Here is a 25,312-nt window from a genome sequence, read left to right as displayed (position 1 = left end):
TCAGTTCAGCGGCAGCCACATCTGGACGTCGTCGCGGTAGTCGTCCGCCGCCAGCCGCAGCCCGCCCGGCACCCGGCCGACCTCCTTGAACCCGAGCCGCCCGTAGAACTCCTCCAGCCCCATGCCGCCGCGCACCTCCAGCCGCAGCGCCTCCAGGCCGGCGTCGCGCGCCATGCCGACCGTCTCCCGCATCAGCCGGAGCCCGTGGCCGCCGCCCTGCAGCGCGGGGTCGAGCATCACCAGGACGACCATGGCCCAGTGCCGCGTCTTGAAGTCGGTGTGGAGCCGCAGGAACGTCGTCCCGGCCAGGCGCCCCTCGGCGTCATACGCGCCGAGCATCCGGTGCTCCCCCGCCGCCACCCGCGCGACCTGCACCTCGGTCGCCGCGCGCACCTCGTCCTCGGTCACCGACTCGACGAACCCGACCGAGCCGCCGGCCCGGGACACGTCGTACCAGAGGCGGGCGAACTCGCCCGGGAGCTCGGGGGTCAGCTGCGGATCACGCTGGAACGTAAGAGCCATGGATCCGATGCAACCATTACGCGCCTTCAGCACGCAAGAGAAAAGCCCTGGTGAGACGACCGCCTCACCAGGGCTTCCCCGAGCCACCCGCCATCAGACCCGCATCGCCTGCGGCACCTCGCGCCGCGCCGGGTCCGGACCGTCGTACTCCCGGATGACCTCGTACCGCGTGTTCCGCTCCGCCGGGCGGAAGCCCGCGTCGCGGATCAGCTCCAGCAGGTCGTCACGGGTCAGCTTGTTCGGCGTGCCGTAGTTGTCCGCGTCGTGCGTGATCTTGTACTCGACGACCGAGCCGTCCATGTCGGAGGCGCCGTGCTGGAGGGCGAGCTGCGCGGTCTGCAGACCGTGCATCACCCAGAAGACCTTGACGTGCGGGACGTTGTCGAAGAGCAGCCGGGAGACCGCGAAGGTCTTCAGCGCCTCGGCGCCGGTGGCCATGGAGGTCCGCGCCTGGAGCCGGTTGCGGATCTTGCCGTCCTTCATGTCCACGAAGTCGTGCTGGTAGCGCAGTGGGATGAAGACCTGGAAGCCGCCGGTCTCGTCCTGGAGCTCACGCAGCCGCAGCACGTGGTCCACGCGGTGGCGCGGCTCCTCGATGTGCCCGTAGAGCATCGTGCTCGGGCCCTTGAGGCCCTTCTCGTGCGCGAGGCGGTGGATGCGCGACCAGTCCTCCCAGTGGGTCTCGTGGTCGACGATGTGCTGCCGGACCTCCCAGTCGAAGATCTCCGCGCCGCCGCCGGTCAGCGACTCCAGGCCGGCGTCGATCAGCTCGTCGAGGATCTCGGAGGCCGGCATGCCGGAGATCTTCTCGAAGTGGTGGATCTCGGTGGCGGTGAACGCCTTCAGGGAGACCTGCGGCAGCGCCTCCTTGAGCGCCTTCAGCGACCGCGGGTAGTACCGCCACGGCAGGGTGGGGTGCAGGCCGTTGACGATGTGCAGCTCGGTGAGGTGGTCGTTCTCCATCGCCTTGGCGAGGCGGACGGCCTCCTCGATGCGCATGGTGTACGCGTCCTTCTCGCCCGGCTTGCGCTGGAACGAGCAGTAGGCGCACGAGGCCGTGCACACGTTCGTCATGTTGAGGTGGCGGTTGACGTTGAAGAGGACCGTGTCGCCGTTCTTCCGCGTCCGCACCTCGTGGGCCAGACCGCCGAGCCAGGCGAGGTCGTCGGACGCGTAGAGGGCGATGCCGTCCTCGCGGGTCAGCCGCTCACCGGCGCGCACCTTCTGCTCCAGCTCGCGCTTGAGTCCCGCGTCCATGCGATCGCCTCTCTGGTATGTCCGGAGTACGTCCGGTTTCCTCCGCCTGGCCCGGTCGAGCCTACTCCCCCGCGGGAGACGGCCGTCAGACGCCCTCGGGGCTCGGCCCGCCACCCATCAGATGTCCTCGGGCAGCTCGCCCACCCGGTTCTCCCACTTGGTGGAGAGCACGATCGTGGTGCGGGTGCGGCTCACGCCCTTGGTCCCGGAGAGCCGGCGGATGGTGCGCTCCAGGCCGTCGACGTCGCCGACGCGCACCTTGAGCATGTACGAGTCGTCGCCGGCGATGAACCAGCAGTCCTCGATCTCCTCCAGGTCGCGCAGCCGCTGCGCCACGTCCTCGTGGTCGGCGGCGTCCGAGAGCTGGATGCCGATGAGCGCCGTGACGCCCAGGCCCAGCGACGCGGCGTTGACGGTCGCGCGGTAGCCGGTGATGACACCGGCCGCCTCCAGGCGGTTGATCCGGTCCGTGACGCTCGGGCCGGACAGCCCGACGAGCCGGCCCAGTTCCGCGTACGAGGCCCGCCCGTTCTCCCGGAGGGCCTGGATGAGCTGCCTGTCCACCGCGTCCATGGCTGGAACCTTTCAATAATCAGCGAACTTGCCGTCTTGCATGTAGAATCTAAGGCATTGAAGGGCTGACGCCCCGAAAATCTTTCACCGAACGCTTACGGCACCAACGATCCTTCAGGAGTGAGCCCCGTGTACACGATCGAGATGGCCTACGCCCGCATGCGCGAGCTGCAGGACCTGGCCAACCGCTCGCGTGCCCATCAGTCCGTCACCGCCGCCCGCCGCGCCGAGGCCGCAGGGGCCCGCGCCGCGCGCGCCACGAAGAAGCGCTAACTCCCCTCCGGGGCCCGGCCACCGCCGAGCTCCCCCTTCCACCTGCGGTAGTACCGGTGCGGCACCCCCGCCGCGTCCAGTACCCGCCCGGCGACGAAGTCCACGAGATCCTGGATGTGCGTCGCCCCCGCGTAGAACGCCGGAGAGGCGGGCAGCACGATCGCGCCCGCCTCGTCGAGCGCCACCAGTTGGCGCAGCGTCTGACCGCTCAGCGGCGTCTCGCGCACCGCGACCACCAGCGGCCGCCGCTCCTTGAGCGTCACGCTCGCGGCCCGCTGCAGCAGGTCCTTCGACAGCCCCAGCGCCACACCCGCCACACAGGCCGTGCTCGCCGGGACGATCAGCATCCCCTTCACCGGGTACGAGCCCGACGACGGCCCCGCCGCCAGATCACCGGCGGCCCAGTACCGCACCCGGGCCAGCTCCGCGTCGCCCACGTCGAACGCCTGCGGCTTCCCGTCCGCCCCCAGCGACAGCCACTGCCGCAGGTCGTCCCGCCAGTGCGCGTCCCGGAACGAGATCCCGGTCTCGTCCAGCAGCGTCAGCCGCGAGGCCCGGCTGACCACCAGGTCCACGCCCTCCCCCGCGGCCAGCAGCCCGCGCACCACGGCCGCCGCGTACGGCGTCCCGGACGCACCGGACACACCGACCACCCAGGGCCGGCGCTCGGATCGTTGCGTTGCGTGTTCGTACGGCTCCACGCCCCCGAGCCTAGTCGGCCGGGGCGCGGGGGCTCCGTCGGGCGGGGGTCAGCCGCCGAGGGCCACCGGAAGCCCGGAGGTATCGAAGCTCAGGGGGCCGATGGACGACTCGACCGTGACCGTCTTGCCATAGGGAACGGTGTCCCGGCCGAGGTAGCCATCCGGGCCGGGGTTCCAAAGGGTGACGCAGTGGCCCTTGTACGGGTCGAAGACGAGGTAGTTGGCGATACCCGCCCTGGCGTAGGCACGGTCCTTGACCCGGTAGTCGTTGCGAACGCTGGACGGGGAGACCACCTCGACGGCCAACTCGATCAGGTCCGCGGGGTAGGAACCGAGGTTCCGCGTCTCCTCCGCCGCGGGGATGACCGCCAGGTCGGGGCAGAACTCGTCGTCCTCCGAGAAGACGAAGGCCACGTCCTCCACGACCTCCCACTCCCCGGCCAGTTGGGACTCCAGCATGGGACCGAGACGACGCATGGTCTTGCCGTGGATCGGCTTGACCGGACTCATCATGATGGCGCCCCCGACGATTTCACCCTTGTAGCCCTCAAGCTGGCTCTCCAGCTTGGTGAGCTTCGAGTGCAGGCGGTCGAGCTCCGAGATGGCCACGACAGTCTCCCTTCCCTGCACCGATAGTAGGAGGAACCGTAGCTACACCCCCAGCCCCCGCACCCCCAGATCCAGCAGCGCGCACACGAACAGGGCAATCCCGATGAAGCCGTTGACCGTGAAGAAGGCGCGGTTCAGGCGGGACAGGTCGTGCGGGCGGACGATCGAGTGCTCGTACAGGAACGTCGCGACGACCACCACCAGGCCGGTCCAGAAGAACGCGCCCGCGTGCGTGGCCACGCCGTACCAGACCAGCAGGGCGGAGGTGATCACGTGGCAGACGCGGGCGCCGTGCAACGCGGCCGGGACACCGAAGCGGGCGGGGGTCGATTTCACGCCATGTACGCGGTCGGCGGCAACGTCCTGGCAGGCGTAGATCAGGTCGAAACCGCCGATCCAGACGCCGACCGCGAGCCCCAGGATCACCGCGTCCCAGGACCAGGAACCGGTCACCGCCAGCCAGGCGCCGACCGGGCCCATGGCCTGCGCCAGGCCCAGGATCGCGTGCGGGAAGTGGGTGAACCGTTTCCCGTACGGATAGACCACCATCGGGATCACCGCGATCGGGGCCAGCGCCAGGCACAGCGGGTTCAGCAGGCCCGCGGCGCCCAGGAAGATGACGACGGCCACCAGCGCGCCCGTCCACGCCGAGCGGACGGAGACCGCGCCGGTGACGAGTTCGCGGCCGGCGGTCCGCGGGTTACGGGCGTCGATCTCGCGGTCGATGATCCGGTTGCAGGCCATCGCGAAGGTGCGCAGCCCGACCATCGCCACGGTGACGAGGAAGAGCTTCCACCAGTCGACGCGCCCGTCCTCCTGGAACATCGCCGTGAACGAGGCGATGTACGCGAAGGGCAGCGCGAACACCGAGTGCTCTATCAGCACCAGGCGCAGGAACGCCCGGGTGCGCCCCGGCTGCGGGAGGGCGGCGGCGGAGGCGCTCATCGGCGCCACCCCCGGCCATCCGTGCGAATGGCGGCCGTAGACGTCACAGCCCGTACTCCTTCCAGCGCTTCGTCACCCGTTCGGCGACCTCGGGATCCGACTCCACCATCGACGGCCAGCCGCCGTCCCGCGTGTAGCCCTCCTCGGGCCACTTCGCGGTGGCGTCGATGCCCGCCTTGCCGCCCCAGAACTGCTGGTACGACGCGTGGTCGAGGTGGTCGACCGGGCCCTCGACGACGGTGAGGTCGCGCGCGTAGTCGACGTTGCCGAACGCGCGCCAGGACACCTCGTGCAGGTCGTGGACGTCGCAGTCCTTGTCCACGACCACGATCAGCTTGGTCAGCGACATCATGTGCGCGCCCCAGACCGCGTGCATCACCTTCTGGGCGTGCTTCGGGTACTTCTTGTCGATCGAGACGATCGCGCAGTTGTGGAAGCCGCCGGACTCCGGCAGGTGGTAGTCGACGATGTCCGGAATGATGATCTTGAGCAGGGGCAGGAAGAACCGCTCCGTCGCCCGGCCCAGCGGCCCGTCCTCCGTCGGCGGCCGGCCGACGACGATCGACTGGAGCAGCGGGCGCCGCCGCATGGTGACGCAGTCGATGGTCAGCGCGGGGAACGGTTCCTGCGGCGTGTAGAAGCCGGTGTGGTCGCCGAACGGGCCCTCCGGGAGCATCTTCCCCGGCTCCAGCCAGCCCTCCAGCACCACCTCGGCCGCGGCCGGCACCTGGAGCGGGACGGTCTTGCAGTCGACCATGTCGATCCGCTTGCCCTGCACGAAGCCGGCGAACAGGTACTCGTCGATGTCCGCCGGCAGCGGCGCGGTCGACGCGTACGTCACGGCGGGCGGGCAGCCGAAGGCGATGGCCACCGGCAGCCGCTCGCCGCGGCGGGCGGCGACCTGGTAGTGGTTCCGGCTGTCCTTGTGGATCTGCCAGTGCATCCCGATGGTGCGCTTGTCGTGGCGCTGGAGCCGGTAGAGGCCGAGGTTGCGGACGCCGGTCTCGGGGTCCTTGGTGTGGGTGAGCCCCAGGTTGAAGAAGGAGCCGCCGTCCTCGGGCCAGGTGAAGAGCGCCGGGAGCGCGTCCAGGTCGACGTCGTCCCCGGTGAGCACCACTTCCTGGACGGGCGCGTCGCCGGGCTTCACCTTGCGCGGCGGCACGTGCGCCATCGCGCCCAGCTTGCCGAACGCCTCCCGGATCCCGACGAAGCCCTGCGGCAGCTCGGGCTTCAGCAGCCCGCCGATCTTCTCGCCGATCTCGTCGTAGGACTTCAGGCCGAGCGACTTGAGCAGCCGCCGGTCGGTGCCGAAGACGTTCATCGCCAGGGGCATCGCCGAGCCCTTGACGTTCTCGAAGAGGAGCGCCGGGCCGCCGGCCTTGTTCACCCGGTCGACGATCTCCCCGACTTCCAGGTGGGGGTCGACTTCGGCCTTGACGCGCTTGAGGTCGCCGTCGCGTTCGAGCGCTCTGAGGAACGAGCGGAGATCGTCATAAGCCATGCGTTCCAGTATCGAGCACGGACTACCCTGGCCTTGTCACGGGGCCGCGGGACGGCCCCACCGCCACGTCCCGGGGGGCTTCGGCCAATGCTCAGGTATCTGCCGTTCCTGCTGGTCCTGGCGCTGTGGATCTACGCGTTCATCGACTGTCTGAACACGCCCGAGGAAGAGGTCCGCAAGCTGCCGAAGACCGCGTGGGTGATCATCATCCTGCTCTTCGGCGAGGTGCTGCTGGGGCCGGTCGCCTGGCTGGCCGTGGGCCGGCCGCGCGCGGCGGGCCGGTCCGGCCGGCGCGGCGCCGCGGGGGCCGGCGGGGGCGGTGGCGGCGGCGGCTGGGTGGCCCCGGATGACAACCCCGAGTTCCTCCGCTCGCTGGACCAGGACCGCCGGCCGCGCGGGGAGGGCGAGGACCGGGGCTGAGCGACGCGGCGGTGCCGGGACGGCAGGCCCCAGGCGCTCGGCCGGGACGGCAGGCACTCAGCACGCGGCGGTCGGAGCGGCAGACAGCAACTACGCGGCCGGGACGGCTGGCGGCAAACGCGCAGCCGGGACGGCAGGGACCTGGCGCGCGGTCACGGCCGGCGGCACCCGGGGCCGAGGGACCGAGGGACCGAGGGACCGAGGATTCAAGGGGCCGAGGGTTCGAGGGTTCGAGCCCGTACCGATCGCCCGCCGCGGACCCGCCCGTCCACCTGATCCCCCGGCCGCCCGATCCCCTGGTCCCTCGATCGCCCGCCCGCCCGTTCGGCGGGCGTCGCGTCCGCCCATCGGCCCAGCCTTCGATCCCCCGATCGGGTAATACGATCACCATCCCGCCCTCCCCGCAGCTCCCAACGCCCCCTCCTTTACGGCCAATTGCCGAGCATTTCACCCGCACTCCCCTATCCCCCCGCACTCCCGGGCCGGGAGAGTCGCAACGGCCACACTGTGGCCTGACGCGACCTCAGGGAGGGTGCAATGCCCGGGATCATGAGCAGACGAAGACTCCTCGGCTCGGCCGCGGCCGGTGCCGGCGCCGCCGCGCTCTCGCTGCTGCCGCCCAGCGTCCAGCGCGCGGTGGCGGCCGGGCCGCCGCGGCGCGGCTCGCTGGGGGACGTCGAGCACGTGGTCATGCTGATGCAGGAGAACCGCTCCTTCGACCACTACTTCGGCACCCTCAAGGGCGTCCGCGGCTTCGCCGACCCCAAGGCCCTCCGGCTCTCCACCGGCCGCAGCGTCTTCCACCAGCCGGACGCCGAGAACCCCAAGGGCTATCTGCTCCCCTTCCACCTCGACACCCGGAAGACGAGCGCCCAGGCCATCCCGTCCACCAGCCACGCCTGGTCCGTCCAGCACGAGGCGTGGAACGGCGGGAAGATGGACAAGTGGCTGCCCGCGCACCGCAAGGCGGACGGGAAGAACGGCCCGTACGTGATGGGGTACCACACCCGCGAGGACATCCCGTTCCAGTTCGCCCTCGCCGAGACGTTCACCATCTGCGACAACTACTTCTGCTCGGTCTTCGGCCCCACCTGGCCCAACCGCCTCTACTGGATGACGGGCACCATCGACCCCGGCGGCACCAAGGGCGGCCCGATCATCAGCAACACCATGCCGTCCCCCTACCGCTGGACCACCTACGCCGAGCGCCTCCAGGCGGCGGGCGTCAGCTGGCGGGTCTACCAGCAGGCGGACAACTACGGCTGCAACATGCTGGAGTGGTTCAAGCGGTTCCGCGACGCGAAGCCCGGAGATCCGCTGTACGAGCGCGGGATGCGCCGGCAGCCGGAGGGGACGTTCGAGGACGACGCCCGAAACGACCGCCTGCCGGCCGTCTCCTGGATCATCCCCACGGGCCCGCAGTCCGAGCACCCGAACTTCATGCCGGCCGCCGGGGCGGACTTCGTCGCCAAGAAGATCGAGGCGATCGCGGACAACCCCGAGGTCTGGGCGAAGACCGTCTTCATCCTCAACTACGACGAGAACGACGGCCTGTTCGACCACGTCCCGCCGCCGGTGCCGCCGAAGGGCACCAAGGACGAGTTCGTCAAGGGGCTGCCGATCGGGGGCGGCTTCCGGGTTCCCTGCCTGATCGTCTCGCCGTGGACGGTGGGCGGCTGGGCGGCGGGCGAGGCGTTCGACCACACCTCGGCGCTGCGCTTCCTGGAGCGCTTCACCGGCGTCCGGGAGCCCAACATCAGCGACTGGCGCCGGCGCACCTTCGGCGACCTCACCTCGGCCTTCGGCTTCGACGCACCGGCCCCCCGGGCGCCACGGCTGCCGCGCGACACGGAGAAGGAGCTGGAGGAGGCGGAGTGGGAGGTCGCCCACCTGCCGAAGCCGACGCTGCCGGGGGCGACGCAGCAGGTCCCGGTACAGGAGAAGGGCACCAGGCCCCGCCGGTGACGAGAGGGAGACTCCCCTGGGGGACGGCCTCCTAGGGGAGCTCCCGCTTCCCCTTCCCGTACTCCTCCCGGAGCTCCCGCCACCGGTCGAGCCGCCAGGCCGCCCAGTCGGCGGGGTGCCCGGCCAGCGCCCGCAGCAGGTACTCGAAGTGGTGGTGCCAGCCGGCCAGGCAGTCCAGCCGCTGGTCGTCCGTGCCGGGCATCTCGTTGGTGAAGTGCAGCAGCGTCCCGCCGACGCTCGCCGGGGCCTTCTCCAGCTCGAACCGGATGCGCCCGTGGATCTCGACGGTGTACTCGGCGAGGCTCTCCGGCTCCCAGGCGGTCACCCGGCCCGGCGCGACGGTGGCGTTGCCCTCCGGGTCGGTGTTCAGCCACCGCAGCGTGATGGCCCCGCCCTCCCGCCGCTCGAACGGCTCGGCGGCGGCCAGCCAGGTCGGCAGCCCTTCCGGCGTAGCGACGGCCTCCCACACCCGCTCCCGGGGGTACGGGAGCGACAGCTCGTAGCAGAGTGTGTGGACGTCACCGTGGGTCTCCGAGGCCCCGTAGGGGGACGGCATCTCCATGCCTCCAGCACACCACAGCCCCACACGTCCCGCGCGTCAGTCGCGTGGCCAGGAGGTGGTGTCGATCACGATGCCGGAACCGGGGAGGGCGAACTTCTCACCGAAGGTGTGGCTCGTCTCATCGGTGTACACGCCCTCGCGCGGCGCGTGGAAGACGTGCGCCACGCCCGTCTTCGGGTCGGCGATCAGGTACGTCGGGATGCCGGCGGCGGCGTAGACCTTCAGCTTGGCGTCGTAGTCGTCACGCCGGCTGCCCTGGGAGACGACCTCGGCGACGAACTCGATGTCGCGGTAGTCGTGGAGCCCGTGATCGTCCTCCTCGGCGCCGTCCCTCATGAGGGCCACGTCAGGGGCATAACCGTTGAGACCGCCGGGGAAGTCGACGCGGACGTCCCAGAGGATGTCCGCGTCCCGTCCGAGTGCCGACGTCAGGTCTCCGACCAGCCGCCTGATGATCGTGGATTGCGCCTTACGGTGCGGATTCAGAACGATCTGCCCCTCGATGATCTCGGCGCGGTAGCCGGGAGGAACCTTCATGGCCTCGACGAGCGAGAACATCTCATCCAGTTCGGCCGAGTCCGCGACGTCCGCCATCGGCACCTCCTCGTCCGACGATCGTAGGAACACCGGCCGCCCCCGGCGCCGCACAAAGGCCCGCTCCCCCCGAAAGGAGGAGCGGGCCCATGTGGGTGATGCGTGACGGGTGCCGGTCAGACGCCCGAGTAGGAGTGCTTGCCGCCGAAGAGGAAGTTCACCCCGTAGTAGTTGAAGAAGTAGCAGGCGAACGCGGCCAGGCCCAGGTAGGCGGCCTTGCGGCCCTTCCAGCCGGCGGTGGCGCGGGCGTGGAGGTAGGAGGCGTAGGCGACCCAGGTGATGAAGGACCAGACCTCCTTGGGGTCCCAGCCCCAGTAGCGGCCCCAGGCGGCCTCGGCCCAGATCGCGCCCGCGATGATCGTGAAGGTCCACAGCGGGAAGACGGTGGCGTTGATCCGGTAGCCGAACTTGTCGAGCGTCGCGGCGGACGGCATGCGGCTCAGCATGTTGTCCCAGGCCATGTGGAGGCGGACGCCCAGCCGGATGCCCAGGCCGGCGTCCTTCGACAGGCCCTTGAGCTTCTTCTCCAGGACGCCCGGCCCCGTCTTGCCCGCCGCCAGCCGGACCTCGTAGCCGTCGCGGAAACGGTAGAAGAGGGTGGAGACGGCGCCGACGTACAGCGAGGCACCGGAGATGATCGCGCAGGAGACGTGGATCCACAGCCAGGGCGAGCGCAGCGCGGGCACCAGCTGGTCGCTGGAGGTGTAGAGCACGCTGATGGCCAGACCCAGGTCGAGCAGGATCGTGGTGACCAGCGGCAGGCCCAGCCAGCGGATGTTCTTCTTGGCGAGGAGCAGCCCCAGGTAGACCGCGACGGCGACCATGCCGAACGTCGTGGAGAACTCGTACATGTTGCCCCACGGCGCCCGCCGCACCGACAGGGCGCGGGTGAGCACCCCGCCCACGTGCAGCGCGAACGCCAGCACCGTCAGCGAGATCGCGATGCGGCCGTACAGGTCGCCCTTCTCGCTGGTGCCGGCCGCACCCGGGCCGTCGGGCACGTCCTCGCGGGTGCCGGGGGCCGACCGGGTGACGACCTTGGGCCGCTCCAGCACCGCCGTGCCGCCCGCCTTGCGGACGGTGACCGCGACGGCGGCCGGTCGGGTCTCCGCCGTGATCGCGGCGGCGGTCCGGCCGACGGCGCTGCGGCTGCCGAAGACCCACTCGGTGATGTGGGCGAGGAAGGCGAGGGTGTAGACGGCCATCGCGGAGTAGATCAGCACATTGCTGGTGTGGGCCATGTTCTCGTTGGCCGCGGCAGCGATGTTCACGCGCGCGCTCCTTCGGAGGGATCCGTGGGTTCAGCGGGTCGGGTGGGTTCTTCGGCGGTCGCGTCGGCGTTCGCTTCGGCGGGCTTCTCCACGGCCCGTTCCTCGGCTGTCTCCACGGCCTTCTCTTCTTCGCTCTTTGCGGAACTCTTTCCGGAGCCCTTGCCGGAGCTCTCGTCGGAGCCCTCGCCGGAGCTCTCATCCGAGCTCTCGCCGGAGGAGGTCGTCCCGTCGGGCTCCTCCTCCACCACCGGCGGTGCCTCGCTCTGCAGCGCGACCGCCAGGTCGTACAGCTCCTCCGGCACCTTGGCCGACTCACTGCGCCCGAGGCCGGCCAGCTCCACGACAGTACGCCCGTCCGCCCCGCGCACGGCGCGCACCCACACCCGGCGGCGCTGGATGAACAGCGACCCGGCCACACCGATCAGCGCCGCGACGGCACCGGCCAGCGCCGGCATGTCGCCGGGCTTGTGGGAGATCTGGAAGGTTGCCCAGGTGCTGATGCCGTCGAACTTCAGCGAGCCCGCGCCGTCCGGCAGCGTCATGGTCTCGCCGGGCTTCAGCGCCCGCGCGAAGGGCCGGTCGCCCTCCATGAACTGCTTCATCCGCTTGGTGTCGAGCTTGTAGACGCTCTGCGGCAGGCCCGAGTCGATGCCCAGGTCGCCCTTGTAGGCGGTGAGGATCAGCACGGGGTTGTCCAGCGCCGGGAACACCGACGCCATCCGGCCGGTGCGCAGGTCGAGCGTCGGGACGAAGTTGCCCCGGAAGCCGACCTGGCCCTTCTTGCCGTTCTTGTCCCAGTAGTCGGGGACCTTGATGACGGTGGTCTCGGTGATGTTGTTGTCCAGCGGCAGCGAGGCGACCGCGCCCTGGTAGACCACGGTGCCCTGGCCGTCGCGGACGGTGACCCGGGGCGCGTAGCCGTGGCCCTGGAGGTACACCTTCGAGCCGCCGACCTCCAGCGGTTCGTTCACCTTGATCGTGGTGTCGCGCGGTGTGCCGTCCGCGCCCTCCCAGTAGCTGATGTGCGCCCGGTAGTCGCGCGGGGTGCCCTTCTGCGGGCCGGTGCGTTCGTACGTCCCGGTGAAGCCCTTGAGCTCGAAGCCGAACGGGGGCAGGTCGTCGGCGTTGAACAGCGAGCCCGACTTGAAGTCGTCGTACTGCGTGAGCGTGTTCGAGAACTTGTCGCCCTCGACGACGAGCTTGCCGCCCTCGTACTTCCACAGCTGCGCGGACGCGAACGCCACCAGCATCACGATCAGCGAGACGTGGAAGAGGAGGTTGCCCGCCTCGCGCAGATAGCCCTTTTCGGAGGCGACCGAGTCGTCCGCCGCGACCGTGCGGAAGCGCTTGCGGCGCAGCGTCCGCCGGGCCGCCGCCAGGACCTCGTCCGGATCGGCGTCGGTGCGCCAGGTGGCGTAGGCGGGCAGCCGGTCGAGGTGGCGCGGCGCCTTCGGCGGCCGGCCGCGGAGCTGGCCGACGAACTGCCAGGTGCGCGGGACGATGCAGCCGATCAGCGAGACGAACAGCAGGATGTAGATCGCGGAGAACCACACCGAGCTGTAGACGTGGAAGAGCTGAAGCTTCTCGTAGACCGGCGTCAGCGTCTTGTGCGCTTCCTTCCACGTGTCGGCCTTCACCGAGTCGACGCTGGTCTGCGGGATCAGCGAGCCGGGGATGGTCGCGAGGGAGAGCAGCAGCAGCAGGATCAGCGCGACCCGCATCGAGGTCAGCTGCCGCCAGAACCAGCGCAGCCAGCCGAAGATTTCCCGCCCGGTCCAGGCGAGCGCGCCCAGCGCGCCCGGGCGCCGGACACCGCCGAACGAACCCGGGACCGCCTGGCCGCGGTCCTCGGCCGGGGCCGTGGACAGCCGGGCGCCCGCGGCGTCGTCCTCCTGCGCCTCGGTGGTGGGCGTGCTATCGGTCTTGGCCATGGTTCAGATCCCGGGTTGGTACTTGTTCGACCACGTCTGCAGGTCCTGGATGAGGTAGTCCCACGCTCCCGTCACCAGCAGGAGGCCGACCAGGACGAGCATGCCGCCGCCGATCCGCATGACCCATGCGTAGTGCTTCTTGACCCAGCCGAAGGCGCCGAGCGCCCGGCGGAAGGCGAGGGCGGTGAGTATGAACGGCAGGCCGAGCCCGGCGCAGTAGGCGAGGGTCAGCAGGGTGCCCCGGCCCGGGCTGGCCTCCTTGAACGACAGGGCCTGGACGGCGGCCAGCGTGGGCCCGATGCACGGCGTCCAGCCGACGCCGAAGCCGATGCCCAGCAGCGGCGCCCCGAGCAGCCCCATCGTGGGTTTCACGTGGAACCTGAACTCGCGCTGACCGAATCGGTTCAGCAGACCCGTGAAGAGGAGTCCGAGGACGATCATGACGGCGCCGAGGACCGTGGAGATCGTCCCTTGGTACCGCTGGAGGGTGGTGCCGAAGTAGCCGAAGGCCGCGCCCATGGAGACGAGGACGGCGCTGAAGCCCAGGACGAACAGGGAGGAGCCGGCCAGCATCCGGCCCCGGCGGGTCTCCGCGAGGTCCGCGCCGCCCACTCCCGTCACATACGAGAGGTAGCCCGGTACCAGCGGCAGCACGCACGGCGAGAAGAACGACACCAGCCCGCCGAGCACCGCCACGGGCAGGGCCAGCAGCAGTGCTCCGGAGAGGATGGTGTGGTTCAGACCGTCGCCGGAGGCGGCGAGGACGAGCGGCGCGGCGTTCACGGCGTCACTTCTCCGCGACCAGGTGGTCGAGGGTCTCGGTCAGCTCGTCCTCGGTCAGCGGCTTGAGCGCCCGGCCGGCGATCTTCCCGTTCCGGTCGATGAAGACGGTGGAGGGGATGGCCTGCGGGTTGAGGTTGCCCTTGGGGAAGCGCAGGATCAGCTTCCCACCGGAGTCGTGGATGCTCGGATACGGGACCTCGAAGGACTTCTCGAAGGCGACGGAGTTCGCCTTGTCGGGGTCGCGGACGTTGAGGCCCACGAACTCGACGCCCTTGCTCTTGAAGTCCCGGGCGGCCTTCACCAGGTTCTTCGCCTCGGCCCGGCAGGGAGCGCACCACGAGCCCCAGACGTTAAAGACAATGATCTTGCCCTTGAACTTCTCGGTGGCATTGAGTTGCTCGCCCTGGAGGGTCGTGCCGGACAGCTCCGGCGCGTCCTTCCGGGAGCCGCTGTCCTTGACGATGTCGACCCCGCCGGCGCCCTGCACGAACTGCGTCTCGCCGCCCCCGCCGGAGGTCCCTCCGGACCCGCAGGCACTCAGCGTCAGCGCCACGAGGACGGCGCCGACGGCCGGCACGGTGGTACGACGGCGGAACGGGCGGAACCGGGTGCGTCGATCGGCGCGGCAGGCACTCATGTGAAAAGTTTCGCATGGCGATTTCCGGGATCTTGCGCGCCCCCCTTGCCCCACCCGACCCTGGTGCTCAGCGGCCCGGAGTCCACTTCTCCCCGGTCCGCAGCCGGCGCAGCCGTTCCAGCACGGCCGGGTCCTGGGCGTCCAGCCAGTCGCAGAGCTGCCGGAAGGAGACCGGGCGGACGTCCCGGTGCCGTTCGTCGGCGATGCGTTTGATCGCCTCCTCCACGGCGTCCATGTAGATCCCGCCGTTCCAGCGCTCGAAGTGGTTGCCGATGAAGAACGGCGCCCGGTTGGTCTCGTACGCGCGCCGGAACCCGGCGAGGTACGCCTCCGTGGCCTGCCGCCGCCAGCCCGGGTAGTGGGCGGGCGGGGCCTTGGTGGAGTTCCGGGACTGGTTGGCGAGCAGGTTGTAGTCCATGGAAAGCAGCTCGAAAGAGTGACCCGGAAAGGGGATCAACTGCAACGGAAAGTCCCAAATCCCCTGCCGCTTCACCGGCCACACCTGGCGTCCGCCCGGCGAGCTCGCGTCGTACCGCCAGCCCAGCTTCGCCGCCGCGGGCAGCAGGTTCCCCCGGCCCAGCAGACAGGGCGTCCGGCCGCCGACGAGCTCCTTGCGGTAGTCGAAGGGCAGCGGCTCGACGTCGGTGAAGCCGGTGTTCGTCCGCCACGACATGACGAACGAGACGGCCTGCCCGATCTCCGACTCCCACTGTTCCGGCGTCCAGCGGGCCACCGAACCGGGCCCGGAGCAGAAGTGCCCGTTGAAGTGCGTGCCGATCTCGTGGCCCTCCAGCCACGCCGCGCGCAGGTTCCGCAGGGTCTCCTTGATGTGCTCGTCGGAGAGGTAGCCGATGGCCGAGGCGCCCACCGGGTTGTTCGGCGGCCGGTAGAGCGACTTCCGGGACTCGGGCAGGCAGTAGAGGCCGGTGAGGAAGAAGGTCATCCGCACGCCGTGGTCCCGGGCGAGCCCGCGGAAGCGCGGGAAGAGGCCGTCGCCGACCTCGCCGGCGCCGTCCCAGGAGAAGACGACGAACTGCGGCGGCCGCTGACCCGGCTCCAGCCGCTCCGGCGGCGGGAGCCGGCCCGGCTGCCGGCCGGTGTACGCCGTCGAGCCGTCGCCGATCGGCCGCACCTGGGCCAGGCCCCGGGCCGGGGCCACCACCGGGTCCGCCGCCCGGTCCGGGGCGGACGAGCAGCCCGCGGCGGCCGATGCGACGGCCGCGCCCGCGACCGCGCCCAGGAACCCTCGTCGGGCCATGTCGCCGGTGTACGGCACGCGCGGCCTCCGCTCGTCGTCGACGCGCCCCCGCCCTCCTGTCGTCCATATAAGACGACAACTCGGACGGGGGCGCGTCGACGTACGGCGGCCGCGTTACTCCCGAAGCCGCACGGTCAGGCCCCGAACGCCTTGGCGCCGCCCTTGACCGGCTTGGCGCCCGCCCGCAGATGGGCGGGGACCAGGTCGCGGGCCGGCTCGCTGTAACCCACCGAAACGATTTTGTCGCCGCGGTAGGTGAACGTCGTCAGGCTGGCCAGCGTGCACTGCCGCTTCCGCGGGTCGTGCCACAGCCGGCGCCGCTCCACGAAGCTGCGCACGATCCAGATCGGCAGCTGGTGGCTGACGCACACCGCCTCATGCCCGCGGGCCGCGTCCCGCGCCGCGTTCAGCGCGCCCATCATCCGGACGACCTGCTCCACGTAGGGCTCGCCCCACGACGGCCGGAACGGGTTCGTCAGGTGCTTCCAGTTGGCCGGCTTGCGCAGCGCGCCGTCGCCGACGCCGAAGGTCTTGCCCTCGAAGACGTTCTCCGCCTCGATCAGCCGCCCGTCCGTCGCCAGGTCCAGACCGTGCGCCTTGGCGATCGGCGCCGCCGTCTCCTGCGCCCGCTCCAGCGGCGAGGCCACCACATGCGTGACGTCCCGCCCGGACAGGTGCTCGGCCACCCGGTCCGCCATCTCCCGGCCCAGGTCCGACAGGTGGTAGCCCGCTCTGCGGCCGTACAGCACGCCCTCCGGGTTGTGCACCTCGCCGTGCCGCATCAGATGCACGACGGTGATGTCGTTGCCCTCGCCACTCACTTCTGCTCCTCCGTCGCCTCGGCCGCCGCCCGCGCCGCCGCGGGCAGAGCCGCCGCGATCCGCTCGATCGCCGCGCTGTCGTGGGCCGTCGACACGAACCAGGACTCGAACGCCGACGGCGGCAGGTAGACGCCCTGCGCCAGCATCGAGTGGAAGAAGGCGGTGTACCGGAACGACTGCTGCCGCTTGGCCAGCTCGTAGTCCGTGACCTCCCGGTCCGTGAAGAAGACCGAGAACATGTTGCCCGCCGTCTGCAGCCGGTGCGCCACGCCCTCCTTCGTCAGCGCCGCCGTCACCAGCCCGCCGACCTCGGCCGACACCGCGTCCACCCGCTCGTACGCCGCGTCGTCCAGCAGCCGCAGCTGCGCCAGGCCCGCCGCCGTCGCCACCGGGTTACCTGACAGGGTGCCCGCCTGGTAGACCGGGCCCGCCGGGGCCAGGTGCGCCATCACGTCGGCCCGGCCGCCGAACGCCGCCGCCGGGAAGCCGCCGCCCATCACCTTGCCGAACGTCATCAGGTCCGGCTTGACGCCGTCGATCCCGTACCAGCCGGCCTTCGAGACCCGGAAACCGGTCATGACCTCGTCGGAGATGAACAGGGCGCCGTTCTTGGCACACGCCTGCTTCAGGCCCTCGTTGAAGCCCGGACGCGGCGGCACCACGCCCATGTTGCCCGGCGACGCCTCGGTGATCACACAGGCGATCTCGCCCGGGTACGCGTGGAACGCCTCGTGCACGGCCTCCAGGTCGTTGTACGGCAGCACGATCGTGTCGCCCGCCTGGGCGCCGGTGACGCCCGGCGTGTCCGGCAGCCCGAACGTCGCCACACCCGAGCCCGCCGCGGCCAGCAGCGCGTCCACGTGGCCGTGGTAGCAGCCCGCGAACTTGATCACCTTCGCCCGGCCGGTGAACCCGCGCGCCAGCCGGATCGCCGACATCGTCGCCTCGGTCCCCGACGAGACCAGGCGCACCTGCTCCACCGGCTCCACCCGCGCCACGATCTCCTCGGCGAGGGCCACCTCGCCCTCACCGGGCGTACCGAACGACGTACCGCGGGCCACCGCGGCCTGCACCGACGCGATCACCTCGGGGTGCGCGTGGCCGAGAATCATCGGCCCCCACGAGCAGACCAGATCCACGTACTCCCGGCCGTCCGCGTCGGTGAGGTACGGGCCGGTCGCGGACACCATGAACCGGGGCGTACCACCCACGGCACGGAACGCCCGCACCGGAGAGTTCACGCCACCGGGCGTCACGACCGCCGCGCGCTCGAAGAGCGTCTGGGACACTGGGGCTTCATATGAATAAGGCACTCTGTTCCTGCCTGCGGAGACGTAGGGAGGGACGGCGACGGCCGCCGCACGCCCCGGCTTGTGGGCCCTGCTGGGGTTCACTCGGGTTCGCTGGTTTTTCTCCCGCTTCCGACCGGGTGTCAGCCCCCGCGCATCTGGGACACTGGGGCCGAAGAGGGGTAGCTCACGCTAGCCATGGTCTCAGAGCCCCGTAGGCACGTGTGTCCGGGCGTTTCACACGCTCTCGACGGGGGAGGTGTCTGAGACGATGATCGGGTTGCGCGGCGGGGGCTGTGCTGCGTAAAAAAGCGATCGGGTGGAGATATGCATCGCGGTGGCGGACTGGGCGAGGGCACCGACGACCTGGGGCCCGAGCGAGCCCGGCCGCCCCGCAGGGGCCGGCACCGGCGGGACGACCACCTCAGGCCCGGCGGCGCGGACGGCGCCGGCGGACCCGGCGGGACGGGCAGGGCCGACAGGACCGACGACGACAGGGTCGACGGGGGACACAGCGCGATCAGGAGTGGCCGAGTGGGGGTGACCTACAAGTACTTCGGCGCGCCCAACGGGGCCACCGCGGCACGCGTGCCCATTTCCATGCGCCCCGAAGAGCTCGGCGGCGACGAGCTGGGCATGGGCGGCATGTTCACCAGGATCAAGCCGGAGACCGTCGCCGCCATGGTCCTCACCGGCATCCAGGGCATACCCCTGCACAAGGTGCCCCCGCTCGAACTGGTCGTGCTCCACCCCGACTACGCCGTCGTCAAGCTCCCCATGACGGTCGTCGACCCCCTGCGCGGCATCGGCGAGGAATCCGTCGGCGCCGCCGCCTTCATCTGGTCCACCGTCCCCGACCGGGGCGGCCCTCGCGACGCCTTCACGGTCTACCGGCTGCTCCACGAGTGGCAGGACTTCAGCCACCGGCTGCACGAGGCCGGCCACCAGCCGTACTGCCTGGTCTGGCCCTGACGGCCCAGGTGGCCCGGCAGCGCGGCGGCCCGGCGGCGCGGCTCCCCGGCGGCCAAAGGCCCGGCGACCCGAAGGCCCCCGCACCCCGGAACCGAACCGAACACCCGTCATATCCTCGGCACCAGCCACGCCCGTCCGTGACGCCACCGCCGCCCGAGGAGGCCCCATGACCACCCCCACCGCCGTGATCACCGGAGCGAGCAGCGGAATCGGCGCCGCCACCGCCCGCGCCCTGGCCGCCGCCGGCTACCGCGTCGTCCTCACCGCCCGCCGCAAGGACCGCATCGACGCCCTCGCCGCCGAACTCACCGAGGCCGGCCACCAGGCCGTCGCCTACGAGCTCGACGTCACCGACCGCGACGCCGTCACCGTCTTCTCCGTCTTCCTCGACGACTACGCCCCGGTCGAGGTCCTGGTCAACAACGCCGGCGGCGCCATCGGCACCGAGACCGTCGCCACCGCCGACCCCGCCGACTGGCGCACCATGTACGAGGTCAACGTCCTCGGCACCCTCCAGACCACCCAGGCCCTCCTCCCCCTGTGGAAGGACTCCCCCGGCACCGTCGTCATCGTCTCCTCCACCGCCGGCCTCGCCACCTACGAGGGCGGCGGCGGCTACGTCGCCGCCAAGCACGGCGCCCACGTCATCGCCGAGACCCTGCGCCTGGAGCTCAACGGCCTGCCCGTCCGCGTCATCGAGATCGCCCCCGGCATGGTCCGCACCGAGGAGTTCGCCCTCAACCGCTTCCGCGGCGACGAGGGCAAGGCCGACAGCGTCTACACGGGCGTCAGCGAACCGTTGACAGCCGAGGACGTGGCGGAGACGATCACCTGGGCGGTCACCCGGCCGCACCACGTGAACGTCGACCTGCTCGTGCTGCGCCCCCGCGCCCAGGCGTCCAACTACAAGGTGCACCGCGAGCCCCAGGAGAACTGACCCATGCGCGTCACCGGCTTCGACCACCTCGTCCTCAACGTCACCGACGTCGAGCGCTCCCTGGCCTTCTACACCGGCCCGCTCGGTCTGGAGCCGGTCCGCGTCGACGAGTGGCGCGCCGGAAAGGTCCCGTTCCCCTCGGTCCGCGTCTCCGCCGGCACCATCATCGACCTGTTCCAGCGCGACCGCGGCGAGACCAACGTCGACCACTTCTGCCTGGTCGTCGAGCCCCTCGACTGGCAGCAGGTCATCGACGCCGGCACCTTCGACGTCGTCAGCGGCCCCTCGAACAACTTCGGCGCCCGCGGCCAGGCGGAGTCCCTCTACGTCCGCGACCCGGACGGCAACACGATCGAGCTCCGCTGGTACCCGCAGGACGCGTGACGGGCGGGGTGGCCGCGCGGTGCGCGCGGCCTCGGGTCAGCCCTTGACACAGACGATCTGCTTGAGCTTGGCGACCACCTCGACGAGGTCCCGCTGCTGGTCCATGACCTGCTCGATCGGCTTGTAGGCCGCCGGGATCTCGTCCACCACGCCGGAGTCCTTGCGGCATTCGACGCCCCGGGTCTGCTCGGCCAGGTCCTGGGCCGAGAACCGCTTCTTCGCCTGGTTGCGGCTCATCCGGCGTCCTGCGCCGTGCGAGGCCGAGTTGAAGGACGCGGCGTTCCCCAGGCCGCGCACGATGTACGAGCCGGTGCCCATCGAGCCGGGGATGATGCCGTACTCGCCGCCGCCCGCGCGGATCGCGCCCTTGCGGGTGACGAGCAGGTCCATGCCCTCGTAGCTCTCCTCCGCCACGTAGTTGTGGTGGCAGGAGATCACGGGCTCGAAGGCGACCTTGGCCTTCTTGAACTCCTTGCGGACGACGTCCTGGAGGAGGGCCATCATGATCTCCCGGTTGTGGCGCGCGTACTCCTGGGCCCAGAAGAGGTCGTTCCGGTAGGCCTCCATCTGGGGGGTGTCCGCCACGAAGACCGCGAGGTCCCGGTCGACCAGCCCCTGGTTGTGCGGCAGCTTCCGGGCCTCGCCGATGTGGTACTCGGCCAGCTCCTTGCCGATGTTGCGGGAGCCGGAATGGAGCATCAGCCAGACGGAACCGGTCTCATCCAGGCAAACTTCGACAAAATGGTTGCCTCCGCCGAGCGATCCCATCTGCTTCAGCGCCCGATCCCGACGGAATTTGACCGCCTCCGCGATCCCGTCGAACCGCCGCCAGAAGTCGTCCCACGGCGCCGTCGGGAAGCCGTGCAGCCGGCCCGGGTTCACGGCCTCGTCGTGCATCGCGAAGCCCACCGGGATCGCGCGCTCGATGCGGGAGCGGAGGTGGGAGAGGTCGCCGGGGAGGTCGTTCGCCGTCAGGGAGGTCTTCACGGCGGACATGCCGCAGCCGATGTCCACGCCCACGGCGGCCGGGCAGACCGCGCCGCGCATGGCGATCACCGAGCCGACGGTCGCGCCCTTGCCGTAGTGCACGTCCGGCATCACGGCCAGGCCCTCGATCCACGGGAGGGTGGCGACGTTCCGCAGTTGCTGCATGGCGCCGTCCTCGACCGTCGCCGGGTCCGCCCACATGCGGATCGGCACCCGGGCGCCGGGCAGCTCGGTGTACGGCATGGTTTCCTCATTCCCCCATAAAAGGCAGATAACGCAAAAGCCGGATCAATCCGTGGATTCTCGACAGCGGACCAGCGGTGCGGCGGCGCGTGCGGTAGACATTGTGTCCAGCGGCCCCCCGGCCGCGACAACCGGTTTTCGGCTCCTGAACGGGCCGGAAGCCCGTGGACGAGCGGGCGAAGGGAGCCACGGACAGTGCAGCGAAAGGCGCACCGGCTGGTAGCTGCACCGGTGGCCGGACTGGCCGCCGCCGTGCTCGCGGCGGGGCTGGCCGGGTGCAGCGGCGGCTCGGGAGGGGCGGGCGGGGACGACGACCCGAAGCCCGGTCTGGGCGAGTCCGCGGCGCCCGCGGCCGAGCCGGGCAAGTACCACAGCCTCCCCGAGCCGTGCGGCTACGTCAGCCGCGACACGCTCCGCCGGATGCTGCCCGGCGGCGGCGATGACGGCGACCCGGACGCCGAGAAGCTCTACCGGGGGCAGCCCACCATCACCTACGACGCGGACCGCCGCGTCGGATGCCGGTGGAACCAGGAGACCCCGGACGGCACCCGCCGGCTGTCGGTCGACTTCGAACGGGTGGTGTCCTACCAGGCCGGGGTCAGCGACGAGGAGCGGGCGCGGCAGCTGTACGACAAGCTGGCCGACGCCGCGCACATCCCCGAGGCGTCGTCGGGGTCCTCGCCGTCCGCCCCGGCGAAGGCGCCCTCCTCGCCTCCGCCGTCGGGCAAGGGCACTCCGAAGAGCGGCAAGGACGCCAAGTCAAAGGGCGCGAAGAACGAGCCGAGGACCACCGACGCCTCGTCCCGCCCCGCCGGCACGGCCACCCCGCCCGCCACGGCCCCCGCCCCGCCGGCCCACGACGAGCCGGAGCTCGGTTCGCGGCCGCTGGACGACGTGGGTGACGACGCGTTCGTCAGCGACCGGCTGACGTCCGGGGGCGCCGAGGTGCACCGGGACGTGACGGTGGTCTTCCGCGCCGCGAACGTCCTGGTGACGATCGTCTACCACCAGCAGCCCACCGACCGGACGCGCGTCCCGGGCAGCCAGGACCTCCAGGGCAAGGCGCACAGCCTGGCCCGTGAGATCGAGGCCGGGCACTTCAGCAATTGACCCGGCGAGTACCACCCCTTTTCAGGCCGCCGCCGCGGCCGGGCCGCGTACCGTGCCAGTAGCCCTGTCCGGCCCCGCACCGATTGAGCGAAGGACCCATGCACCGACCAACAGCTCCGCGACTCGCCCGACTCCTCGCCTGCGCCGCAGTACCGGTGATGCTCGTCGCCGGCTGCTCGGACTCGGACGGCGGGAAGAAGAGCTCCTCGAACTCCGCCACGCCCTCGGCCTCCGCCCCGGCCACGTCCAGCGCCACGCCGCCGGCCACCGCCGGCAAGTACGCCAAGGTCCCCGACCTGTGCAAGGCCCTGTCGGCCAAGACGGTCGAGAACCTGGTGCCGAAGGTGAAGGACAAGAAGGGCGAGCTGCTGACCGGCAGCTGCTTCTGGAACGGCCTGGACAGCGAGGACACCGACAACCAGCAGTTCCGGTCGGTGAACCTGCACATCATGGCCCTGAGCGGCGACCCGAACATGGGCTCCGCGGACAAGCGCGCCCAGACCTACGCGGACGGCCAGGTCAAGAAGGCCACCACCGAGGACGACCCCAAGGACGTCAAGACCGCCAAGACCGCCGGCATCGGCGACTGGGCGACGACGGTGACCACGACGACGAAGAAGAAGGACGTCGAGTTCTCCAACGTCACGGTGGTCGCCCGGACGGCCAACGCGGTGGTCGCCCTGAAGTACAGCGGCGCCGGGTACGAGGGCGCGAAGAGCCCGAGCGCGGCCGACCTCACGAAGGACGCGCAGGCCGCGGCGAAGGAGGCGGTGGCCTCGGTGGCCGCCGCCAACAAGAAGTAGCGGAAGAACCGGGAAACAGCGGAAGGGCCCGCTTCCCCTCGGGGAGGCGGGCCCTTCCGCGTGCGCGCGTCAGACGGCGAGCAGCTTGCGCACCCGGTCCGCGCCGACGGCGAGGAGCAGGGTGGGCAGGCGCGGGCCGGTGTCCCGGCCGACGAGCAGCTGGTAGAGCAGCGCGAAGAAGGAGCGCTGGGCGACCTTGAGCTCGGGGGTGGGCTTGGCGTCCGGCTCCAGGCCGGCCTGGATCTTGGGCACGCCGTAGACCAGGGTGGTGAGCCCGTCGAGCGACCAGTGCTCGTCCAGCCCGGCGAGGAGCAGCCGCAGCGACTCGCGGCCCTGCTCGTCGAGGGCGGCCAGGGTCTCGGTGTCGGGCTCGTCGCGGACGATGGTCCGCTGGTCGGCCGGGACCTGGGTGTTGATCCAGTACTCGGCGCGGTCGAGCCGGGGCCGGGTCTCGTCGAGCGAGGTGACCGGGTTCTCCGGGTCGAGGTCGCCGAGGATGCGCAGCGTCTGCTCGTCGTGGCCGGCGGTGATGTCGACGACCGAGGCGAGCGTGCGGTACGGCAGCGGGCGCGGGGTGCGGGGCAGCTCGCCGGCGGCGGTGCGGGCGGCGCGGCTGTACGCGGCGGCGTCGGCGGGCAGCACGGAGCCGTCGGCGACCTTGGCCTCCAGCTTGTCCCACTCGTCGTAGAGCCGCTGGATCTCCTGGTCGAAGGCGATCTTGAAGGACTGGTTGGGCTTGCGGCGGGCGTAGAGCCAGCGCAGCAGCGGCGCTTCCATGATCTTCAGTGCGTCGCCCGGGGTCGGGACCCCGCCCTTCGACGAGGACATCTTGGCCATGCCGCTGATGCCGACGAAGGCGTACATCGGGCCGATGGGCTGCTCGCCGCCGAAGATCTTGCGGACGATCTGGCCGCCGACGACGAAGGAGGAGCCGGGCGAGGAGTGGTCGACGCCGGAGGGCTCGAAGATCACGCCTTCGTAGGCCCAGCGCATCGGCCAGTCGACCTTCCAGACCAGCTTGCCGCGGTTGAACTCGCTGAGCAGGACGGTCTCGGAGTGGCCGCAGACGCAGGTGTAGGAGAGCTCGGTGGTCTCGTCGTCGTACGCGGTGACGGTGGTGAGGTCGCGCTCGCAGGCGCCGCAGTACGGCTTGTACGGGAAGTAGCCCGCGCCGCCGCCGCTGCCGTCGTCCTCGCTCGCCGCGCCGGAGCCCTCGGCGGCCTCCAGCTCGGCCTCCTCGACCTTCTTCTGCTGCTGCTTCGGCTTGCCGGTCGCCTTGTCCTTCGTCCGGTACTGGTCGAGGATCGCGTCGATGTCGGCCCGGTGCTTCATCGCGTGCAGGATCTGCTCGCGGTAGACGCCGGAGGTGTACTGCTCGGTCTGGCTGATCGGGTCGTACTCGACGCCCAGCTCGGCCAGGGCCTCGACCATGGCGGCCTTGAAGTGCTCGGCCCAGTTCGGGTACGCCGAGCCGGCGGGGGCCGGGACCGAGGTCAGCGGCTTGCCGATGTGCTCGGCCCAGGACTCGTCGATGCCGGGGACGCCGGCCGGGACCTTGCGGTAGCGGTCGTAGTCGTCCCAGGACAGCACGTGGCGGACCTGGTGGCCGCGGCGGCGGATCTCGTCGGCGACCAGGTGCGGGGTCATGACCTCGCGCAGGTTGCCCAGGTGGATCGGGCCGGAGGGGCTGAGGCCGGACGCGACGACGATGGGTTTGCCGGGCGCGCGGCGCTCGCCTTCGGCGATGACCTCGTCGGCGAAACGGGAGACCCAGTCGGCCTCGGTGCTCTGAGCCTGAGCCACGGCACTTCCTTCCTTACGGTCTGGCATGACCATTGTCCCAGACGGCGGCGGGGGGCCGCCGGTTGCCCGGGGAGGCGCGAAAAAGCGCGCGGGGCCTGTGATATCCGCATGGGATACTCGGTGCGACGGCGCCGTTCTGCCTGCACACGTCGCCCTCAGCA

Annotated in this window: 26 protein-coding genes; 8 read left to right on the top strand and 18 right to left on the bottom strand. The window is 70.8% G+C overall.

Going from position 1 to position 25,312, the window contains the following annotated elements; all coding sequences use genetic code 11:
* The 3 genes from ACH4PU_RS34525 to ACH4PU_RS34515 form a co-directional block, all read right to left on the bottom strand.
* A complete protein-coding gene (locus ACH4PU_RS34525; RefSeq protein ID WP_398281403.1) occupies positions 1-522 on the bottom strand; it encodes a GNAT family N-acetyltransferase in 522 nt (173 codons plus the stop codon).
* Positions 523-615: 93 nt separating this feature from the next.
* Positions 616-1,779, bottom strand: coding sequence for an aminofutalosine synthase MqnE (gene mqnE, locus ACH4PU_RS34520; RefSeq protein WP_398281400.1), 1,164 nt, complete (start codon positions 1,777-1,779; stop codon positions 616-618).
* Between the two features lie 117 nt (positions 1,780-1,896).
* Positions 1,897-2,352 (bottom strand): Lrp/AsnC family transcriptional regulator, encoded by a 456-nt coding sequence (locus ACH4PU_RS34515; protein ID WP_004943663.1) that lies wholly within the window; start codon positions 2,350-2,352, stop codon positions 1,897-1,899.
* 120 nt (positions 2,353-2,472) lie between these two features.
* Here ACH4PU_RS34515 and ACH4PU_RS34510 point away from each other — a divergent pair, with 120 nt between their 5' ends.
* Positions 2,473-2,625: a hypothetical protein gene (locus ACH4PU_RS34510; RefSeq protein WP_398281454.1), complete on the top strand. Its 153-nt coding sequence runs from the start codon at positions 2,473-2,475 to the stop codon at positions 2,623-2,625.
* On the opposite strand, the gene ACH4PU_RS34505 is transcribed toward ACH4PU_RS34510, so the two are convergent.
* The 4 genes from ACH4PU_RS34505 to ACH4PU_RS34490 are packed head-to-tail and all read right to left on the bottom strand — an operon-like array spanning position 2,622 to position 6,381.
* Positions 2,622-3,326: a UbiX family flavin prenyltransferase gene (locus tag ACH4PU_RS34505; protein WP_040889420.1), complete on the bottom strand. Its 705-nt coding sequence runs from the start codon at positions 3,324-3,326 to the stop codon at positions 2,622-2,624. The two genes, ACH4PU_RS34510 and ACH4PU_RS34505, sit on opposite strands and share 4 nt — an antisense overlap.
* 48 nt (positions 3,327-3,374) lie before the next feature.
* Positions 3,375-3,935 carry a Uma2 family endonuclease gene (locus ACH4PU_RS34500; protein ID WP_398281396.1) on the bottom strand — a complete coding sequence of 187 codons (561 nt, stop codon included), beginning with the start codon at positions 3,933-3,935 and terminating at the stop codon, positions 3,375-3,377.
* 42 nt (positions 3,936-3,977) lie between these two features.
* Complete coding sequence (gene mqnP, locus ACH4PU_RS34495) at positions 3,978-4,880, bottom strand: menaquinone biosynthesis prenyltransferase MqnP (protein WP_398281393.1); 903 nt, start codon at positions 4,878-4,880, stop codon at positions 3,978-3,980.
* Between the two features lie 43 nt (positions 4,881-4,923).
* Positions 4,924-6,381: a menaquinone biosynthesis decarboxylase gene (locus ACH4PU_RS34490; RefSeq protein ID WP_398281390.1), complete on the bottom strand. Its 1,458-nt coding sequence runs from the start codon at positions 6,379-6,381 to the stop codon at positions 4,924-4,926.
* An 87-nt stretch (positions 6,382-6,468) separates the two neighbouring features.
* Here ACH4PU_RS34490 and ACH4PU_RS34485 point away from each other — a divergent pair, with 87 nt between their 5' ends.
* Both ACH4PU_RS34485 and ACH4PU_RS34480 read left to right on the top strand, forming a co-directional pair.
* A complete protein-coding gene (locus ACH4PU_RS34485; RefSeq protein ID WP_398281387.1) occupies positions 6,469-6,801 on the top strand; it encodes a PLD nuclease N-terminal domain-containing protein in 333 nt (110 codons plus the stop codon).
* 549 nt (positions 6,802-7,350) lie between these two features.
* Positions 7,351-8,766, top strand: a complete 1,416-nt coding sequence (locus ACH4PU_RS34480) for a phosphocholine-specific phospholipase C (RefSeq protein ID WP_398281384.1) — start codon at positions 7,351-7,353, stop codon at positions 8,764-8,766.
* A gap of 31 nt (positions 8,767-8,797) precedes the next feature.
* Here the strand turns inward: ACH4PU_RS34480 and ACH4PU_RS34475 are convergent, their stop codons facing one another.
* The 9 genes from ACH4PU_RS34475 to hemL all read right to left on the bottom strand — a co-directional run bounded on the left by ACH4PU_RS34475 (position 8,798) and on the right by hemL (position 17,936).
* Positions 8,798-9,328, bottom strand: a complete 531-nt coding sequence (locus ACH4PU_RS34475; RefSeq protein ID WP_398281381.1) for an SRPBCC domain-containing protein — start codon at positions 9,326-9,328, stop codon at positions 8,798-8,800.
* Positions 9,329-9,364: 36 nt separating this feature from the next.
* Entirely contained in the window at positions 9,365-9,922 is a 558-nt protein-coding gene (locus ACH4PU_RS34470) for a Uma2 family endonuclease (RefSeq protein ID WP_398281378.1), read from the bottom strand.
* Positions 9,923-10,038: 116 nt separating this feature from the next.
* On the bottom strand, positions 10,039-11,193 hold the full coding sequence (gene ccsB, locus ACH4PU_RS34465) for a c-type cytochrome biogenesis protein CcsB (RefSeq protein WP_398281375.1): 1,155 nt from the start codon (positions 11,191-11,193) through the stop codon (positions 10,039-10,041).
* A complete protein-coding gene (locus ACH4PU_RS34460) occupies positions 11,190-13,124 on the bottom strand; it encodes a cytochrome c biogenesis protein ResB (protein WP_398281372.1) in 1,935 nt (644 codons plus the stop codon). Before ACH4PU_RS34460 ends, ccsB begins: the two co-directional genes overlap by 4 nt.
* 3 nt (positions 13,125-13,127) lie before the next feature.
* Positions 13,128-13,907: a cytochrome c biogenesis CcdA family protein gene (locus tag ACH4PU_RS34455; RefSeq protein WP_185943833.1), complete on the bottom strand. Its 780-nt coding sequence runs from the start codon at positions 13,905-13,907 to the stop codon at positions 13,128-13,130.
* A gap of 4 nt (positions 13,908-13,911) precedes the next feature.
* On the bottom strand, positions 13,912-14,544 hold the full coding sequence (locus ACH4PU_RS34450) for a TlpA family protein disulfide reductase (protein ID WP_398281368.1): 633 nt from the start codon (positions 14,542-14,544) through the stop codon (positions 13,912-13,914).
* 67 nt (positions 14,545-14,611) lie between these two features.
* Positions 14,612-15,802, bottom strand: a complete 1,191-nt coding sequence (locus ACH4PU_RS34445; protein ID WP_398281365.1) for a hypothetical protein — start codon at positions 15,800-15,802, stop codon at positions 14,612-14,614.
* A gap of 134 nt (positions 15,803-15,936) precedes the next feature.
* A complete protein-coding gene (locus tag ACH4PU_RS34440; RefSeq protein WP_398281445.1) occupies positions 15,937-16,584 on the bottom strand; it encodes a histidine phosphatase family protein in 648 nt (215 codons plus the stop codon).
* Between the two features lie 35 nt (positions 16,585-16,619).
* Positions 16,620-17,936, bottom strand: a complete 1,317-nt coding sequence (gene hemL, locus ACH4PU_RS34435) for a glutamate-1-semialdehyde 2,1-aminomutase (RefSeq protein ID WP_398281362.1) — start codon at positions 17,934-17,936, stop codon at positions 16,620-16,622.
* Positions 17,937-18,239: 303 nt separating this feature from the next.
* Here hemL and ACH4PU_RS34430 point away from each other — a divergent pair, with 303 nt between their 5' ends.
* From ACH4PU_RS34430 to ACH4PU_RS34420, 3 genes are all read left to right on the top strand, one after another.
* On the top strand, positions 18,240-18,884 hold the full coding sequence (locus ACH4PU_RS34430) for a hypothetical protein (RefSeq protein ID WP_398281359.1): 645 nt from the start codon (positions 18,240-18,242) through the stop codon (positions 18,882-18,884).
* Positions 18,885-19,050: 166 nt separating this feature from the next.
* Positions 19,051-19,821 (top strand): SDR family oxidoreductase, encoded by a 771-nt coding sequence (locus ACH4PU_RS34425; RefSeq protein WP_185943829.1) that lies wholly within the window; start codon positions 19,051-19,053, stop codon positions 19,819-19,821.
* Positions 19,822-19,824: 3 nt separating this feature from the next.
* A complete protein-coding gene (locus tag ACH4PU_RS34420) occupies positions 19,825-20,205 on the top strand; it encodes a VOC family protein (protein ID WP_398281355.1) in 381 nt (126 codons plus the stop codon).
* Positions 20,206-20,241: 36 nt separating this feature from the next.
* Here the strand turns inward: ACH4PU_RS34420 and ACH4PU_RS34415 are convergent, their stop codons facing one another.
* The gene (locus ACH4PU_RS34415; protein WP_398281352.1) at positions 20,242-21,435 is read right to left on the bottom strand and encodes an RtcB family protein; all 1,194 of its coding nucleotides are present in this window, start codon (positions 21,433-21,435) and stop codon (positions 20,242-20,244) included.
* A 195-nt stretch (positions 21,436-21,630) separates the two neighbouring features.
* Between ACH4PU_RS34415 and ACH4PU_RS34410 the strand changes: the two genes are divergently transcribed.
* On the top strand, positions 21,631-22,545 hold the full coding sequence (locus ACH4PU_RS34410) for a hypothetical protein (protein ID WP_398281349.1): 915 nt from the start codon (positions 21,631-21,633) through the stop codon (positions 22,543-22,545).
* 98 nt (positions 22,546-22,643) lie between these two features.
* Positions 22,644-23,348 (top strand): hypothetical protein, encoded by a 705-nt coding sequence (locus ACH4PU_RS34405; protein WP_398281346.1) that lies wholly within the window; start codon positions 22,644-22,646, stop codon positions 23,346-23,348.
* A 69-nt stretch (positions 23,349-23,417) separates the two neighbouring features.
* Here ACH4PU_RS34405 and lysS read toward each other — a convergent pair whose 3' ends face one another.
* Positions 23,418-25,178: a lysine--tRNA ligase gene (gene lysS / locus ACH4PU_RS34400; protein ID WP_398281343.1), complete on the bottom strand. Its 1,761-nt coding sequence runs from the start codon at positions 25,176-25,178 to the stop codon at positions 23,418-23,420.
* Positions 25,179-25,312: the final 134 nt, after the last annotated feature.

The organism is Streptomyces sp. NPDC021100, from assembly GCF_044333095.1.
In the GTDB taxonomy this organism is placed as follows: Bacteria; Actinomycetota; Actinomycetes; order Streptomycetales; family Streptomycetaceae; genus Streptomyces.
The sequence above is the reverse complement of the archived record's forward strand: the minus strand, read 5'-3'. Positions and strand labels throughout refer to the sequence as shown.

Excerpts from the sequence above, each read along its gene's own strand:
- ACH4PU_RS34405 (WP_398281346.1), top strand. The coding sequence starts at position 22,644 with ATGCACCGACCAACAGCTCCGCGACTCGCCCGACTCCTCGCCTGCGCC.
- mqnP (WP_398281393.1), bottom strand. The coding sequence starts at position 4,880 with ATGAGCGCCTCCGCCGCCGCCCTCCCGCAGCCGGGGCGCACCCGGGCG.
- ACH4PU_RS34445 (WP_398281365.1), bottom strand. The coding sequence starts at position 15,802 with ATGGCCCGACGAGGGTTCCTGGGCGCGGTCGCGGGCGCGGCCGTCGCA.
- ACH4PU_RS34470 (WP_398281378.1), bottom strand. The coding sequence starts at position 9,922 with ATGGCGGACGTCGCGGACTCGGCCGAACTGGATGAGATGTTCTCGCTC.
- ACH4PU_RS34440 (WP_398281445.1), bottom strand. The coding sequence starts at position 16,584 with ATGCGGCACGGCGAGGTGCACAACCCGGAGGGCGTGCTGTACGGCCGC.
- ACH4PU_RS34425 (WP_185943829.1), top strand. The coding sequence starts at position 19,051 with ATGACCACCCCCACCGCCGTGATCACCGGAGCGAGCAGCGGAATCGGC.
- ACH4PU_RS34475 (WP_398281381.1), bottom strand. The coding sequence starts at position 9,328 with ATGGAGATGCCGTCCCCCTACGGGGCCTCGGAGACCCACGGTGACGTC.
- ACH4PU_RS34490 (WP_398281390.1), bottom strand. The coding sequence starts at position 6,381 with ATGGCTTATGACGATCTCCGCTCGTTCCTCAGAGCGCTCGAACGCGAC.
- ACH4PU_RS34485 (WP_398281387.1), top strand. The coding sequence starts at position 6,469 with ATGCTCAGGTATCTGCCGTTCCTGCTGGTCCTGGCGCTGTGGATCTAC.
- ACH4PU_RS34480 (WP_398281384.1), top strand. The coding sequence starts at position 7,351 with ATGAGCAGACGAAGACTCCTCGGCTCGGCCGCGGCCGGTGCCGGCGCC.
- ACH4PU_RS34430 (WP_398281359.1), top strand. The coding sequence starts at position 18,240 with ATGCATCGCGGTGGCGGACTGGGCGAGGGCACCGACGACCTGGGGCCC.
- ACH4PU_RS34515 (WP_004943663.1), bottom strand. The coding sequence starts at position 2,352 with ATGGACGCGGTGGACAGGCAGCTCATCCAGGCCCTCCGGGAGAACGGG.
- ACH4PU_RS34525 (WP_398281403.1), bottom strand. The coding sequence starts at position 522 with ATGGCTCTTACGTTCCAGCGTGATCCGCAGCTGACCCCCGAGCTCCCG.
- lysS (WP_398281343.1), bottom strand. The coding sequence starts at position 25,178 with ATGCCAGACCGTAAGGAAGGAAGTGCCGTGGCTCAGGCTCAGAGCACC.
- ACH4PU_RS34460 (WP_398281372.1), bottom strand. The coding sequence starts at position 13,124 with ATGGCCAAGACCGATAGCACGCCCACCACCGAGGCGCAGGAGGACGAC.
- ACH4PU_RS34420 (WP_398281355.1), top strand. The coding sequence starts at position 19,825 with ATGCGCGTCACCGGCTTCGACCACCTCGTCCTCAACGTCACCGACGTC.
- mqnE (WP_398281400.1), bottom strand. The coding sequence starts at position 1,779 with ATGGACGCGGGACTCAAGCGCGAGCTGGAGCAGAAGGTGCGCGCCGGT.
- ACH4PU_RS34450 (WP_398281368.1), bottom strand. The coding sequence starts at position 14,544 with ATGAGTGCCTGCCGCGCCGATCGACGCACCCGGTTCCGCCCGTTCCGC.
- ACH4PU_RS34415 (WP_398281352.1), bottom strand. The coding sequence starts at position 21,435 with ATGCCGTACACCGAGCTGCCCGGCGCCCGGGTGCCGATCCGCATGTGG.